The 14,894-nt window shown below is 63.7% G+C and carries 10 protein-coding genes; 9 read left to right on the top strand and 1 reads right to left on the bottom strand.

The features are described 5' to 3' along the window. The first annotated feature begins 91 nt into the window (after positions 1 to 91). The 9 genes from ACCQ08_RS04180 (at position 92) to ACCQ08_RS04140 (ending at position 13,405) form a co-directional block, all read left to right on the top strand. A complete protein-coding gene (locus tag ACCQ08_RS04180) occupies positions 92 to 2,971 on the top strand; it encodes a 2-oxoglutarate dehydrogenase E1 component (protein WP_239812162.1) in 2,880 nt (959 codons plus the stop codon). Between the two features lie 39 nt (positions 2,972 to 3,010). Continuing rightward, positions 3,011 to 4,273 (top strand): 2-oxoglutarate dehydrogenase complex dihydrolipoyllysine-residue succinyltransferase, encoded by a 1,263-nt coding sequence (gene odhB / locus ACCQ08_RS04175; RefSeq protein WP_312530614.1) that lies wholly within the window; start codon positions 3,011 to 3,013, stop codon positions 4,271 to 4,273. An 18-nt stretch (positions 4,274 to 4,291) separates the two neighbouring features. Next, complete coding sequence (locus tag ACCQ08_RS04170; protein ID WP_373448984.1) at positions 4,292 to 4,801, top strand: hypothetical protein; 510 nt, start codon at positions 4,292 to 4,294, stop codon at positions 4,799 to 4,801. A 2-nt stretch (positions 4,802 to 4,803) separates the two neighbouring features. Beyond that, positions 4,804 to 6,231, top strand: coding sequence for a dihydrolipoyl dehydrogenase (gene lpdA / locus ACCQ08_RS04165; protein ID WP_230778264.1), 1,428 nt, complete (start codon positions 4,804 to 4,806; stop codon positions 6,229 to 6,231). A 113-nt stretch (positions 6,232 to 6,344) separates the two neighbouring features. Continuing rightward, complete coding sequence (gene zapE / locus ACCQ08_RS04160) at positions 6,345 to 7,448, top strand: cell division protein ZapE (protein WP_373448983.1); 1,104 nt, start codon at positions 6,345 to 6,347, stop codon at positions 7,446 to 7,448. A 14-nt stretch (positions 7,449 to 7,462) separates the two neighbouring features. Next, a complete protein-coding gene (locus ACCQ08_RS04155) occupies positions 7,463 to 8,170 on the top strand; it encodes a hypothetical protein (protein ID WP_373448982.1) in 708 nt (235 codons plus the stop codon). A gap of 119 nt (positions 8,171 to 8,289) precedes the next feature. Further along, entirely contained in the window at positions 8,290 to 10,914 is a 2,625-nt protein-coding gene (alaS, locus tag ACCQ08_RS04150) for an alanine--tRNA ligase (protein ID WP_373448981.1), read from the top strand. A 195-nt stretch (positions 10,915 to 11,109) separates the two neighbouring features. Next, positions 11,110 to 12,528: a short-chain fatty acid transporter gene (locus ACCQ08_RS04145; RefSeq protein ID WP_373448980.1), complete on the top strand. Its 1,419-nt coding sequence runs from the start codon at positions 11,110 to 11,112 to the stop codon at positions 12,526 to 12,528. Positions 12,529 to 12,661: 133 nt separating this feature from the next. Continuing rightward, positions 12,662 to 13,405 (top strand): DUF3011 domain-containing protein, encoded by a 744-nt coding sequence (locus ACCQ08_RS04140; protein ID WP_373448979.1) that lies wholly within the window; start codon positions 12,662 to 12,664, stop codon positions 13,403 to 13,405. Positions 13,406 to 13,435: 30 nt separating this feature from the next. Here ACCQ08_RS04140 and ACCQ08_RS04135 read toward each other — a convergent pair whose 3' ends face one another. Further along, positions 13,436 to 14,854, bottom strand: coding sequence for a glycerate kinase (locus ACCQ08_RS04135; RefSeq protein WP_373448978.1), 1,419 nt, complete (start codon positions 14,852 to 14,854; stop codon positions 13,436 to 13,438). Between the last annotated feature and the right edge of the window lie 40 nt (positions 14,855 to 14,894).

Genomic DNA, 14,894 nt, shown 5'->3' with positions numbered 1-14,894 from the left:
GCATCCGCCAATCGGTTCAGCCGTGTCGCGGAAGGTTGTTTATATGCACCAGCTAATGCTTTCCAGAGGAAAGCGGAGGTCAGCGGAGAAAATGAGCGATACAAACTCTGTGTATCAAGCCTACCAAGGCAACACCTATCTTTTCGGCGGCAATGCCCCCTATGTCGAAGAGATGTATGAGAACTACCTGGCCAACCCAGGCAGCGTACCAGACACCTGGCGCGCTTACTTTGATGCACTGCAAAACGTCCCCGCATTGGACGGCAGCAACGCCAAGGACGTCCCTCATCTTCCCGTAGTCAATGCCTTCGCCGAGCGCGCCAAGCAGGGCGTGACCAAGGTGGTGGTAGCGTCTGGTGCTGATTCGGAACTGGGCCGCAAGCGCACCGCAGTGCAGCAGCTGATCGCTGCGTACCGCAACGTCGGCGCACGCTGGGCCGATCTGGATCCGCTCAAGCGCCAAGAACGCCCCGAAATTCCTGAGCTTGATCCCGCCTTCTACGGCTTCACCGACGCCGACCAGGAAACCGTGTTCAACATCAGCAACACGTTCTTCGGCAAGGAATCGATGACGCTGCGCGAGCTGCTCAATGCACTGCGCGAAACCTATTGCGGCACGCTGGGCGCGGAGTACATGTACACCGCCGAGCAGAACCAGAAGCGCTGGTGGCAGCAAAAGCTCGAAACCATTCGCAGCAAGCCCGCCTTCAACGCCGACCAGAAAAAGCGCATTCTCGATCGCCTGACGGCGGCCGAAGGCCTGGAGCGTTTCCTGCATACCAAGTATGTGGGTCAGAAGCGCTTCTCGCTCGAAGGCGGCGAGTCCTTCATCGTTGCGATGGACCAGCTGATCAATGCCGCTGGCCAGACCGGCGTGCAGGAAATCGTCATCGGCATGGCCCACCGTGGCCGTCTGAACGTGCTGGTCAACACCTTGGGCAAGATGCCCAAGGACCTGTTTGCCGAGTTCGACCACACCGCTCCTGAAGAGCTGACCGCGGGCGACGTGAAGTACCACCAGGGCTTCAGCTCCGACGTGTCGACCGTGGGTGGCCCCGTCCACCTGTCGCTGGCCTTCAACCCCTCGCACCTGGAAATCGTCAACCCCGTGGTCGAAGGCTCGGTGCGCTCGCGCATGGACCGCCGCAACGATCCCCAGGGCAAGCAAGTGCTGCCCGTGCTGGTGCACGGTGACGCGGCCTTTGCGGGCCAGGGCGTGAACCAGGAAACGCTGGCACTGTCCGAAACCCGTGGCTACACCACGGGTGGCACGGTGCACATCATCATCAACAACCAGATTGGTTTCACGACCTCCGATCCCCGCGATCTGCGCTCGACCACGTATTGCACGGACATCGTCAAGATGATCGACTCGCCCGTGCTGCACGTGAACGGCGATGATCCGGAAGCGGTGGCGCTGGCGATGCAGATGGCTTTGGACTTCCGCATGGAATTCTCCAAGGATGTCGTGGTCGACATCATCTGCTACCGCAAGCTCGGTCACAACGAGCAGGACACGCCTGCGCTGACCCAGCCGCTGATGTACAAGAAGATTGCCCAGCACCCCGGCACGCGCAAGCTGTACGCCGACAAGCTGGCCACGCAAGGCCTGGGCGAGACCTTGGGCGATGACATGGTCAAGGCCTACCGCGCTGCCATGGATGCGGGCAAGCACACGGTGGATCCGGTGCTGACCAACTTCAAGAGCCAGTACGCCGTGGACTGGAGCCCCTTCCTCAAGCAGAAGTGGACCGACAGTGCCGACACCGCCATTCCAGTGGCCGAGTGGAAGCGTCTGGCCGAGCGCGTCACGACCCTGCCTGACTCGGTGAACCCGCACCAGCTGGTCAAGAAGGTGTACGACGACCGTGCAGCCATGGGCCGTGGTGATATCAACGTCGACTGGGGCATGGGTGAAACCATGGCCTACGCGTCGCTGGTGGCATCGGGCTACCCCATCCGCCTGTCGGGTGAAGACAGCGGCCGTGGCACCTTTACCCACCGCCATTCGGTCGTGCACGACCAAAAGCGTGAAAAGTGGGACGAAGGCACCTACATCCCACTGCAGAACGTGGCCGACAACCAGGCTCCGTTCACCGTGATCGACTCCATCCTCTCGGAAGAGGCAGTGCTGGGCTTCGAATACGGCTACGCGTCCAACGATCCCAACACCTTGGTGATCTGGGAAGCGCAGTTCGGCGACTTCGCCAACGGCGCCCAAGTGGTGATCGACCAGTTCATCGCCTCCGGTGAAGTCAAGTGGGGCCGTATCAACGGTCTGACCTTGATGCTGCCTCACGGCTACGAAGGCCAGGGCCCTGAGCACAGCTCGGCTCGCCTGGAGCGTTTCATGCAGCTGTCGGCTGACCAGAACATGCAAGTGACCCAGCCCACCACGGCTGCGCAGATCTTCCATTTGCTGCGCCGCCAGATGGTGCGTCCGCTGCGCAAGCCGCTGATCATCATGACCCCCAAGTCGCTGCTGCGTAACAAGGACGCGACTTCGCCCGTGTCGGAATTCACCTCCGGTGGCTTCCAGACGGTGATCGGTGAGCGCGATGAGGCCATCGTCGCCAATGCCGCCAAGGTCAAGCGCGTGATCGCCTGCTCGGGCAAGGTCTACTACGACCTGGTCAAGAAACGCACCGAAGAAGGCAGCACCGATGTGGCCATCATCCGCGTCGAGCAGCTCTATCCGTTCCCCCACAAGGCCTTTGCCGCTGAACTGAAAAAGTACAGCGCCGCCAAGGAAGTGGTGTGGTGCCAGGACGAGCCGCAAAACCAGGGTGCATGGTTCTTCGTGCAGCACTACATCCACGAGAACATGCTCGACGGCCAAAAGCTGGGCTACTCCGGCCGTGCCGCTTCGGCATCGCCTGCAGTGGGCTATTCGCACCTGCACCAGGAGCAGCAAAAGGCGCTGGTTGAAGGCGCATTCGGCAAGCTCAAGGGCTTTGTGCTGACCAAGTAAGCACGACCTCAGCATTTAACGAATACAGAAAGAATTGTTATGGCAATCGTAGAAGTCAAAGTCCCCCAGCTGTCCGAGTCGGTCGCTGAAGCCACCATGCTCACCTGGAAGAAGAAAGCCGGTGAAGCTGTTGCTGTCGACGAAATCCTGATCGAGATCGAAACCGACAAGGTCGTGCTCGAAGTGCCAGCACCCGCCGCTGGCGTGCTGACCGAGATCGTGCAAGGCGATGGCGCTACCGTCATCGCTGACCAGCTGATCGCCAAGATCGACACCGAAGCCGTAGCCGGTGCCGCTGCCGCCCCTGCAGCCGCAGCGCCTGCCCCAGCTGCTGCCGCTCCAGCCCCCGCCGCTGCGCCTGCAGCTGCCGGTGGCAACAAGGGCGACGTCGCCATGCCTGCCGCTGCCAAGCTGCTGGCGGACAACAACCTGTCGGTCGGCGCCGTGGCCGGCTCCGGCAAGGATGGCCGCGTCACCAAGGGTGATGTGCTGGCCGCTGTGGCCGGTGGCGTCAAGTCCACTGCTGGCGTGATCCCGACCGGCGCACCGACCAAGTCGCTGCCCCAGGTGGCATCGCCCGCCGCTGCCCAGGACCTGGGCGAGCGTCCAGAGCAGCGCGTGCCGATGAGCCGTCTGCGTGCCCGTATTGCCGAGCGTCTGCTGCAATCGCAGTCGACCAACGCGATCCTGACCACGTTCAACGAAGTGAACATGGCACCGGTGATGGCGCTGCGCAAGAAGTTCCAGGACGACTTCACCAAGGAACACGGTGTCAAGCTGGGCTTCATGTCCTTCTTCGTGAAGGCCGCAGTGCACGCACTGAAGAAGTACCCCGTGCTGAACGCCTCGGTCGATGGCACCGACATCATCTACCACGGCTACTTCGACATCGGTATCGCCGTGGGCTCGCCACGCGGTCTGGTGGTGCCCATCCTGCGCAATGCAGACCAGATGAGCTTCGCCGACATCGAAAAGAAGATTGCCGAGTTCGGCAAGAAGGCTGCTGACGGCAAGCTGGGCATCGAAGACATGACCGGCGGCACGTTCTCCATCTCCAACGGTGGCACCTTCGGCTCGATGATGTCCACCCCCATCATCAACCCGCCCCAATCGGCCATCCTGGGCGTGCACGCGACCAAGGACCGCGCTGTGGTCGAAAACGGCCAGGTGGTGGTGCGTCCGATGAACTACTTCGCGATGTCCTACGACCACCGCATCATCGACGGCCGCGAAGCCGTGCTGGGCCTGGTGGCGATGAAGGATGCGCTGGAAGATCCATCGCGTCTGCTGTTCGACCTGTAATCGGGTCGCCGGGCAGTGATGCTACGTGTTCTGGTGGCTGCAGCGTCCGCACTCGTGCTGGGTGCCTGCGGCACCTTGCCCCGTCCTGCTGTGCAGGATGTGGCCACGCAAAGCTGGAGCGGTGACTACCGCTTCCAGTGGGCAGCAGGCACACAGGCCGCGCGCCGTGGTGTGTCCGCTCCCGCACAGGTTCGCATCCGCCCGATCACATCCGCCAAGGAGGTGCCCGGCGCGAAGGCGGACGGAAATGGCCCGCAATGGGCCATTTCGTTTGTCGGTGAGCCGGGAGCGCCGCTGCCGCTCATCCCTTTCAAGGCCAGGGGCTATGAAGAGATGGGCTGGGCCGCAATGCGCGCTGGCGGCAAGATTGCGTGTCTGGAGTCCGGCTCCTTCATGTTCGTCTGCCGCACCCATCCCGGCACCACCTTGACGTTCGGTCGCCAAAACGACGAACAACTGACTACCAAGACGGGCCTCTTCGGTGTGGCATTGCACCAGGGCAGTTTTGAACTAACACCATTGGATTAATCATGAGCAAGCAATTTGATGTCGTCGTGATCGGCGGCGGCCCCGGCGGTTATGTAGCGGCCATCCGTGCAGCCCAGCTGGGCATGCAGGTGGCATGTATCGACGAGTGGAAGAACGCAGCCGGCGGCCCTGCACTGGGCGGCACCTGCACCAACGTCGGTTGCATTCCGTCCAAGGCACTGCTGCAGTCGTCCGAGCATTTCGAGCACGCCAATCTGCATTTTGCGGACCACGGCATCTCGACCGGCAAGGTCAGCATGGATGTGGCCAAGATGATTGCCCGCAAGGATAACGTCGTCAAGCAGAACAACGACGGCATCCAGTACCTGTTCAAGAAGAACAAGGTCACCTTCTTCCACGGCCGTGGCTCCTTCGTGAAGGCCGCCGATGGCGGCTATGAAATCAAGGTCGCGGGCAAGGAAGAGGAATCCATCACCGGCAAGCAGATCATTGTGGCCACCGGCTCCAATGCCCGCGCGCTGCCTGGCGCGCCTTTCGACGAAGACCGCATCCTGTCCAACGATGGCGCACTGCGTCTGGGCGCCGCGCCCAAGAAGCTGGCCCTGATCGGTGCTGGCGTGATCGGCCTGGAAATGGGCTCGGTCTGGCGCCGCCTGGGCACCGAAGTGACGGTGCTCGAAGGCATGGACAAGTTCCTGCCTGCCGTGGACGAGCAAATCGCCAAGGAAGCCAAGAAGTCCTTTGACAAGCAAGGCCTGAAGATCGAGCTGGGCGTCAAGGTCGGCGACATCAAGGCCGACAAGAAGGGTGTGCAGATCAGCTACACCAACGCCAAGGGTGAAGCCCAGCAGCTGGACGTGGACCGCCTGATCGTGTCCATCGGCCGCGTGGCCAACACCATTGGTCTGAACCCCGAAGCCGTGGGCCTGGCGCTGGACGAGCGTGGCGCGATTGTCGTCGACGAGAACTGCAAGACCAACCTGCCTGGCGTGTGGGCAGTGGGCGATGTGGTGCGTGGCCCGATGCTGGCACACAAGGCCGAGGAAGAGGGCGTTGCCGTGGCCGAGCGCATTGCCGGCCAACACGGCCATGTGAACTTTGCGACCATCCCATGGGTGATCTACACCAGCCCTGAAATCGCCTGGGTGGGCCGCACCGAGCAGCAGCTCAAGGCCGACGGCGTCGCCTACAAGGCAGGCACCTTCCCGTTCCTGGCCAATGGCCGCGCACGTGCGCTGGGCGACACCACCGGTATGGTCAAGTTCCTGGCAGACGCCACGACCGACGAAATCCTGGGCGTGCACATGGTAGGCCCGATGGTCTCGGAGCTGATCTCCGAAGCCGTGGTGGCGATGGAGTTCAAGGCATCGAGCGAAGACATCGCCCGCATCTGCCACGCCCACCCATCGCTGTCGGAAGCGACCAAGGAAGCGGCACTGGCCGTGGACAAGCGCACCCTGAACTTCTGATCCTGAAGATTTAGGTGAAAATAGCCTCTGGTGCAGATGGGTTCTGCGCCAGAGGCTATGTCATTTAGAAGACCGTCAACAGGTTCTTAGAGCAACAAGAGATTGAGACACCCATGGGTACAGCGGTAAGAGATGCATACGAGGCCGAACTCAAGGCCAAGGGTTTTCAAAGTGATCCGGCACAGATGTGTGCGGTGGAGGCCTTGCAGCGCTGTGCCGATGCCTGGGAGCAGTACAAGAACAAGCGCTCGAACCCGATCAAGAAGCTGATCAACCACCCCGACATTCCGCGCGGGGTCTACATGTACGGCGGGGTGGGGCGCGGCAAGAGCTTCATCATGGATTGCTTTTTCAATGCCGTGCCACTGCGCCGCAAGGTGCGTCTGCATTTCCATGAGTTCATGCGCGAGGTGCAGCGCGAGCTGACCTTGCTCAAGGGCACGCAGGACCCGCTCGATGTGCTGGGCGCCAGGGTCGCCAAGAAGTACAAGCTCATCTGCTTTGATGAGTTCCATGTGGCGGACATCACCGATGCGATGATCCTCTACCGCTTGCTGTTGGCGCTGTTCAACAACGGCGTGGGCTTTGTCACCACCTCCAACTTCACGCCCGATGGCCTCTACCCCGACGGCCTGCACCGCGACCGCATCCTGCCGGCCATCGATCTGCTCAACGAGCGCATGGATGTGATCAACGTCGACAATGGCACGGACTACCGCCGCCGCGCACTGGAGCTGGCCCAGCTCTACCATTGCCCGCTGGGGCCCGAGGCCGATGCGGCGATGGAGCAGACCTTTGGCCAGCTCGCCGAAGTGCCCGACGAGAAGCCGGTGTTCAAGATCGAGTCGCGTGAGCTCAAGCCGCGCCGGCGTGCGGGGGGCGTGATCTGGTTCGATTTCCATGAGCTCTGCGTCAATCCGCGCTCGCAGAACGACTACCTGGAGCTGGCCACCCAGTTCCACACCGTGCTGCTGTCCAATGTGCCGCAGATGTTCGTCAACATGGCCTCGCCCGCCCGCCGCTTCACCTGGCTGGTCGATGTGCTCTATGACCGCCGGGTCAAGCTCATCATGTCGGCGGCGGTGCCACCCGAGCAGCTCTACACCGAAGGGCCGCTGTCCCATGAGTTTCCGCGCACCGTCTCGCGCCTCAACGAGATGCAGTCGCAGGAGTATTTGTCGCTGGAGCGGCGCGTGGTCGACACTGCGCTGACCTGACAGGAGAGGGCACCATGCCTCGTTTGAACACCCTGACTTTGTTGCTGCTGCTGACTGCCGGCAGCCTGGCCCATGCGGCCTCCGGCAAGACCTCGAATGCGCAGGAGCGCACGCAGGCGCGTGCCCAGATTTCGCAGGAGCGCAAGGATAGCGAAGCGCGTCTGGCCAACAACGAAAAGATCTGCTACCAGCACTTTGCGGTAACGGACTGCCTGCAGAAGGTGCGCAGCCAGTACAACACCGAAGAGCGCGCGCTGCGCCAGCGCGAACTCGCCATCAACGCGCAGGAGCGCGAAGAGAAAACCGCCAACCAGCGTGCTTCGCGTGCGTCCAAGCAAAACGATTTTGAGCGCAAGCACCCCACACTGGATGGTGGTGCGCTGAACCAGCCCGATCTGGAACAGCGCCAGAAGGCGCATGACGAGCAGGCGGCCCAGCGCAGCAGCCATGCGCCCAAACGCAATGCCGAGAGTATGGCCGAGCAGCAGCAGCGCCGCGAGCAGGACGCTGCCCGCCGCGCTACCAGCCAGGCGGGCAAGCTCGACAGCAAGCAGCGCGCGCAGCAGCGCCAGAATGCCGAGCGCCCCGACAACATCAGTGAAGCCCAAGAAGAATACGATGCCAAGCAGCAGGCCGCGCAGCGGCGGCTGGAGGCCCATGAAAAACGCATGAAGGAGCACGAGGGCAAGCGCAAGGCGGCTCCTCTGCCCGTGCCCCAGTAAACCGCAGCGCAGGGCCCGGTACGGGCTGCGCCTCTGGTAACGACCAAACCCTATAATGGAAGATTCGCGCCTGCACCGCTTCAACGGAAGCCGGGCAGGCGCCACCACCGCTTCACACCATGAGTACACCCACTTTTTCCGTCGCTGAGATCCGCAAGACCTTTCTGGACTTTTTCGCGTCCAAGGGGCACACCATTGTTCCGTCCAGCCCGCTGGTGCCGGGCAACGATCCCACGCTGATGTTCACCAACTCCGGCATGGTGCAGTTCAAGGATGTGTTCCTGGGCACCGACAAGCGCCCCTACACCCGGGCGACCAGCGTGCAGACCTGCCTGCGCGCCGGCGGCAAGCACAACGACCTGGAAAACGTGGGCTATACCGCGCGCCACCACACCTTCTTCGAAATGCTGGGCAACTGGTCGTTTGGCGACTACTTCAAGCGCGAATCGCTGAAGTGGGCCTGGGAGCTGCTGACCGAGGTCTACAAGCTGCCGGCCGAGAAGCTACTGGCCACCGTCTACGAAGAGGACGACGAGGCCTACGACATCTGGACCCAGGAAATCGGTCTGCCCCCCGAGCGCGTGATCCGCATTGGCGACAACAAGGGTGGCCGCTACAAGAGCGACAACTTCTGGATGATGGCCGACACCGGCCCTTGCGGCCCTTGCTCGGAGATCTTCTACGACCATGGCCCGCACATTGCCGGCGGCCCTCCAGGCTCGCCCGATGAAGACGGTGATCGTTTCATCGAAATCTGGAACAACGTGTTCATGCAGTTCGACATGGCCGAAGACGGCTCGGTCAAGCCGCTGCCCGCCCCTTGCGTCGATACCGGCATGGGCCTGGAGCGCCTGGCCGCCATCCTGCAGCACGTGCACAGCAACTACGAGATCGACCTGTTCCAGGCACTGATCAAGGCCGCTGCACGCGAGACCCATATCGACGATCTGGAAACCCCATCGCTGAAGGTGATCGCCGACCACATCCGCGCGACCGCGTTCCTGGTGGCCGATGGCGTGATCCCATCGAACGAAGGCCGCGGCTATGTGCAGCGCCGCATCATCCGCCGCGCCATCCGCCACGGCTACAAGCTGGGCCAGAAGACGCCGTTCTTCCACAAGCTGGTCAAGGACCTGGTCGCCGTCATGGGCGATGCCTACCCCAAGATCCGCGAGCAGGAAGCGCGCATCACCGAAGTGCTCAAGGTCGAGGAAGAGCGCTTCTTCGAGACCCTGGCCAATGGCATGGACATCCTGGACAGCGCGCTGGCCGGCGGCGCCAAGGTGCTGCCCGGTGATGTGGCCTTCAAGCTGCACGACACCTACGGCTTCCCGCTGGACCTGTCCAACGACGTGGCGCGCGAACGCGGCCTGAGCGTGGACGAGGCAGGCTTCCATGCAGCGATGGAGCAGCAAAAGAGCCAGGCCCGCGCAGCGGGCAAGTTCAAGATGGACCGCGCGCTCGAATACACCGGCGCGGCCAATGCCTTCACCGGCTACACGCAGCTGAGCGAGCCCGCCAAGGTCGTGGCGCTGTATGTCGACGGCAGCAGCGTCAACGCGATCGAAGCGGGCCAGACGGCCGTGGTGGTGCTGGACACCACCCCGTTCTACGCCGAATCGGGTGGCCAGGTGGGCGACCAGGGCGTGATCTCGGCCGGTGCGAACCGCTTTGTCGTGGAAGACACGCTGAAGATCAAGGCCGATGTGTTTGGCCACCATGGCCAGCTGGCTGCGGGCAGCCTCAAGGTGGGCGATGCAGTGCAGGCCGAGGTGGACACCGCCTTGCGCGCCGCCACCATGCGCAACCACTCGGTCACCCACATCATGCACAAGGCGCTGCGTGAGGTGCTGGGCGAGCACGTGCAGCAAAAGGGCAGCCTGGTCAACGCAGAACGCACCCGTTTTGACTTTGCGCACAACAGCCCGGTGACCGATGCGCAAAAGCGCGAGATCGAAAAGCGCGTGAATGCCGAGATCCTGGCGAACACTGAAACCGGCGCGCGCGTGATGGACATCGAGAGCGCGCAGAAGACCGGCGCGATGATGCTGTTTGGCGAAAAGTACGGCGAGACCGTGCGCGTGCTGGACATTGGTTCGAGCCGTGAACTCTGCGGCGGCACCCATGTGCAGCGCACCGGCGATATCGGCCTGTTCAAGGTCGTCGCCGAAGGCGGCGTGGCCGCTGGCGTGCGCCGTATCGAAGCGGTGACCGGCGAGAACGCGCTGGCCTACCTGCAGTCGCTGGAATCGACCGTGGACGAAGCCGCCGCCACGTTGAAGGCGCCTGTGGCCGAGCTGAACCACCGCATCGGTGGCGCGCTCGACCAGATCAAGGCGCTGGAGAAGGAGCTGGCGCAGCTCAAGGGCAAGCTGGCTTCGAGCCAGGGCGATGAGCTGGCCGGCCAGGCGGTGGACGTCAAGGGCATCAAGGTGCTGGCCGCTACGTTGGATGGCGCCGATGCCAAGGCGCTGCGCGACACGATGGACAAGCTCAAGGACAAGCTGGGCACCGCCGCCATCGTGTTGGCGGCTGTAGACGGCGACAAGGTGCAGCTGGCCGCAGGCGTGACCAAGGACAGCATTGGCAAGGTCAAAGCCGGTGAACTGGTGAACTTTGTGGCCCAGCAAGTGGGCGGCAAGGGTGGCGGCAAGCCAGACATGGCGATGGCTGGCGGCACCAACCCGGCCGGCCTGGCGCAAGCGCTGGCGGGCGTTCAGGCCTGGGTGGCCGAGCGGGTCTGATCGCGCTTCAACCCGCTTCGCACTCCCCAACGAGCCTCCTGCAGAGCAGGAGGCTTTTTTGCGTCTGCACGGCAGCCATGCCTTCGCCACTCTGACTATTTCGCATGGCGGTACGTAGTCGCACTTAACGAAATTGACCTGCCCGCGTGAGAAGATCGCCGCGCTTTGAATTTAACGAGAGACAGAAAGGTGACTATGTCGGTGCAATTGGAAGAGAGCCGTTCGGCGCGGTTTGCGATGCGGTGTGCGGCTTGGGCCGAGAAGTGGTTTCCCGATTCCTGGGTGTTTGCGGTCGTGGGTATTGCGATCGTGGTGCTGGCTGCGCTGGCCATCGGTGTGCCGGTGCAAGAGACCAGCAAGGCCTTTGGCAAGGGTTTCTGGAGCCTGATCCCGTTCACGATGCAGATGGCCTTTGTGGTGATTGGCGGCTATGTGGTGGCCAGCTCCAAGCCTGCATCGCGGCTGATTGAAGCGCTGGCCAAGGTGCCGGGCAATGGCCGCAGCGCGGTGGCCTGGGTGGCACTGATCTCGATGGTCGCCTCGCTGCTCAACTGGGGCTTGAGCCTGGTGTTTGGTGGCCTGCTGGTCAAGGCACTGGCCCGCCGCACCGATCTGAAAATGGACTACCGCGCCGCTGGTGCCGCTGCCTACCTGGGCCTGGGCGCTGTCTGGGCGCTGGGCATTTCCTCGTCGGCAGCGCAGCTGCAGGCCAATCCGGCCAGCCTGCCGCCGTCCATCCTGGCGATCACCGGTGTGATCCCGTTCACCGAGACGATTTTTCTGTGGCAATCGGGCGTGATGCTGCTGGCGCTGGTGCTGATCTCGCTGGTGATTGCCTACGTGACGGCGCCCGGCGCTGCCAACGCCAAGGATGCCGCCGCCTGCCAGGTGGACATCAGCGCCGAAGCGCAGCCGGTGAGCAGGCCCACCCGCCCGGGTGAATGGCTGGAACACAGCCCCATCCTGATCATTTTTCTGGTGCTGCTGGCGGTCGGCTGGATGGTGGAAGAGTTCTCCAGCAAGCCGGCGATTCAGGCCATCTCGGGCCTCAACACCTACAACCTGATTTTTCTGATGGTGGGTGCCTTGCTGCACTGGCGCCCGCGCAGCTTTCTGGATGCGGTGGCACGCGCCGTGCCCACTACCACCGGTGTGCTGATCCAGTTCCCGCTCTACGGTTCGATCGCCGCGATCATGACCGAGGTCAAGGGCGTGGATGGCCATACGATTGCGCACTACATCTCGACCTTCTTCACCCAGATCGCCACGCATGACACCTATGCGCTGCTGATGGGCGTCTACTCGGCCATCCTGGGCTTCTTCATCCCCTCGGGCGGCGGCAAGTGGATCATCGAGGCACCGTATGTGATGCAGGTGGCCAACGACCTGCAGTACCACCTGGGCTGGGCCGTGCAGATTTACAACGCCGCCGAGGCTTTGCCCAATCTGATCAACCCCTTCTACATGCTGCCGCTGTTGGGCGTGCTGGGTCTCAAGGCACGCGATCTGATCGGCTTCACCTTTGTGCAGCTGCTGGTGCATATCCCGGTGGTGCTGTTCCTGCTGTGGTTCCTGGGCCAGACGCTGGCCTATATTCCGCCGGTGATGCCCTGAGCATCATTGGGTGGCAACCCACCGTGACCCAGGCGAGCGACGGTTCGCCTTTTTTGCTGGCTTGGCTTACAAAACCGCCTCTGATTTCGGGTTAACCTTGGCCCCCATCGACGACAACAACGAGGAGAGAGCAATGGCGACAACGACATGGAGCGGCGCCGCGCTGGGCGCGTTGGCACTGGCATTGGCGGCCATCGCCCCTGCGGCGCAGGCGCAATACGGGCGCGATGGTGAGGTGACCTGCGAGAGCCAGGACGGACGCACGCGCGAATGCCGCACCCCCTTCCGCGACCCGGTGGTGAGCGAGACCTTGTCGAGCGCCTCCTGCGTGGAAGGCCGCAGCTGGGGCCACCGTGGCGGAGGCGTGGTCTGGGTGACCGACGGCTGCCGCGCCCGTTTTGCCGATGGCCGAGGTGGTGGCGGCTGGAGTGGTGGTGGCTGGGGAGGCGGCGGCAGCAACCAGCTGGTGCGCTGCGAAAGCAATGACGGCCGCATGCGCGAGTGCGCGATTCCACGCGGTGCCCGGGTCGAGGTCGCCCGCCAGCTCTCGGATTCGCGCTGCGATGAGGGCCGCAGCTGGGGCCAGAGCGGTGATTCGGTCTGGGTCAGCCGTGGCTGCCGCGCCGACTTTGCAATCAGCAGCGGCTACGGTGGTGGCCGGCCCAACCCCGGCTATGACCAGGGCCGTGAGCTGACCTGCAGCAGCGATGACCGCCGCGACAACAGCTGCGAGTGGAATGCGCGCTGGGGCCGCCCGGTGCTGCTGGAGCAGCTGTCCAGCGACAGCTGCCGCGAAGGCTACACCTGGGGCTATGACGACCGCGCGCGCCGCATCTGGGTCACGCGCGGTTGCCGTGGCCGTTTTGGCAGCCGCTGAGCCAGGCAAACGATGACGAAGCGGTCAGCGTCAGCTGGCCGCTTTTTTCATCGCGGCATCCATCGGCTGCAGCACCAGCAGCGCCCGAAAATCATTCACATTGGTGTGGGTCGGGCCGGTCACCACCAGGTCGCCCAGCGGGCCAAAAAAGCCATAGCTGTCATTGCGGTGCTGGTAGGCGGCGGGTTTGAGCTGCAGCGCAGCGGCCCGGGCCAGGGTGTCCGGCGTCACCACGGCGCCGGCATTGTCTTCCACTCCATCAATGCCATCGGTATCAGCGGCCAGCGCCCATACGCCGGGCACGGCCTGCAGCGCCTGGGCCAGGCCCAGGCAGAACTCGCCCGCACGGCCGCCCCGGCCCCGCGCGGCGCCGTCGGCCGGTTTGCGCACCGTCACCGTGGTCTCACCGCCAGACAGAATCACACATGGCCGTGCAAAGGGCTGGCCATGCAAGGCCACGGCACGGGCCAGCGCCGCATGCACCTTGGCCACCTCACGCGATTCACCCTCCATCTCGTCGCTGAGCACATGGCAGGCGATGCCGGCATCGCGTGCGGCAGCGGCCGCTGCCTGCAAGGACTGCTGCGGCGTGGCGATCAGTTGCACCTGGTGGCCGGCAAAGCGCGGGTCGCCGGGCTTGGGGGTTTCCAGCGCGCCGCTGTGCAGCGCTGCACGCACAGGCTCGGGTAGCGCAATCGCATAGCGCTCCAAAATCGCCAGCGCATCGGCGCAGCTGCTGGGGTCGGGCACCGTGGGGCCGCTGGCGATGACGGCGGGCGAATCACCAGGCACGTCGCTGATCAGCAGGCTGACCACCTGCGCCGGGTGGCAGGCGGCACCCAGGCGCCCGCCCTTGATGCGCGAGAGGTGCTTGCGCACGCAGTTCATCTCGCCAATGTGGGCGCCGCTCTCCAGCAGCTCCCGGTTGATGCGCTGCTTGTCGGCCAGGCTGAGGCCTTCGGCCGGCAAGGTCAGCAGCGCGGAGCCGCCGCCCGAGATCAGGCAGACCACCAGGTCATCGGCGCTCAGCCCCTCAGTCAGCGCCAGCATGCGCTCTGCCGCAAGCAGGCCGGCGGCATCGGGCACGGGGTGGGCGGCTTCCACCACCTCGATGCGCTGGGCCAGGCCCGGCGGGCGCGGCGGTATATGCCCGTAGCGGGTAACAACCAAGCCCGACAGCGGCGCCTGCGGGGGCCACAGCTGCTCCATCGCCTGCGCCATTGCCGCGCCCGCCTTGCCCGCGCCAATCACCAGGGTGCGGCCCTTGGGCACTGCGGGCAAATGCTGGCTCAGGCCTTCGAGCGGCAGTGCATCGCGCACCGCCACCTGGTACAGGTACTGCAGGAAGGGCAGGGGATGCAGATGGGGATCGGGCACAGGCTGGGCGCCATCGCTGCCATGGATATCGATCACGTGGGCCGCAAAGGCTGCGGAGGGGGTAGAGGTCATGGGCTGGGAGCGTCGCTGAGTGAGCCGTTTTGCGAAGGCG

It is taken from the genome of Comamonas sp. SY3 (assembly GCF_041730275.1).
In the GTDB taxonomy this organism is placed as follows: domain Bacteria; phylum Pseudomonadota; class Gammaproteobacteria; order Burkholderiales; family Burkholderiaceae_C; genus Comamonas; species Comamonas sediminis.
This window is presented reverse-complemented; position numbering and strand designations above follow the sequence as displayed.

Coding starts and splice junctions, on each gene's coding strand:
- ACCQ08_RS04170 (WP_373448984.1), top strand. CDS start 4,292: ATGCTACGTGTTCTGGTGGCTGCAGCGTCCGCACTCGTGCTGGGTGCC.
- zapE (WP_373448983.1), top strand. CDS start 6,345: ATGGGTACAGCGGTAAGAGATGCATACGAGGCCGAACTCAAGGCCAAG.
- lpdA (WP_230778264.1), top strand. CDS start 4,804: ATGAGCAAGCAATTTGATGTCGTCGTGATCGGCGGCGGCCCCGGCGGT.
- ACCQ08_RS04145 (WP_373448980.1), top strand. CDS start 11,110: ATGTCGGTGCAATTGGAAGAGAGCCGTTCGGCGCGGTTTGCGATGCGG.
- ACCQ08_RS04135 (WP_373448978.1), bottom strand. CDS start 14,854: ATGACCTCTACCCCCTCCGCAGCCTTTGCGGCCCACGTGATCGATATC.
- ACCQ08_RS04155 (WP_373448982.1), top strand. CDS start 7,463: ATGCCTCGTTTGAACACCCTGACTTTGTTGCTGCTGCTGACTGCCGGC.
- odhB (WP_312530614.1), top strand. CDS start 3,011: ATGGCAATCGTAGAAGTCAAAGTCCCCCAGCTGTCCGAGTCGGTCGCT.
- ACCQ08_RS04180 (WP_239812162.1), top strand. CDS start 92: ATGAGCGATACAAACTCTGTGTATCAAGCCTACCAAGGCAACACCTAT.
- ACCQ08_RS04140 (WP_373448979.1), top strand. CDS start 12,662: ATGGCGACAACGACATGGAGCGGCGCCGCGCTGGGCGCGTTGGCACTG.
- alaS (WP_373448981.1), top strand. CDS start 8,290: ATGAGTACACCCACTTTTTCCGTCGCTGAGATCCGCAAGACCTTTCTG.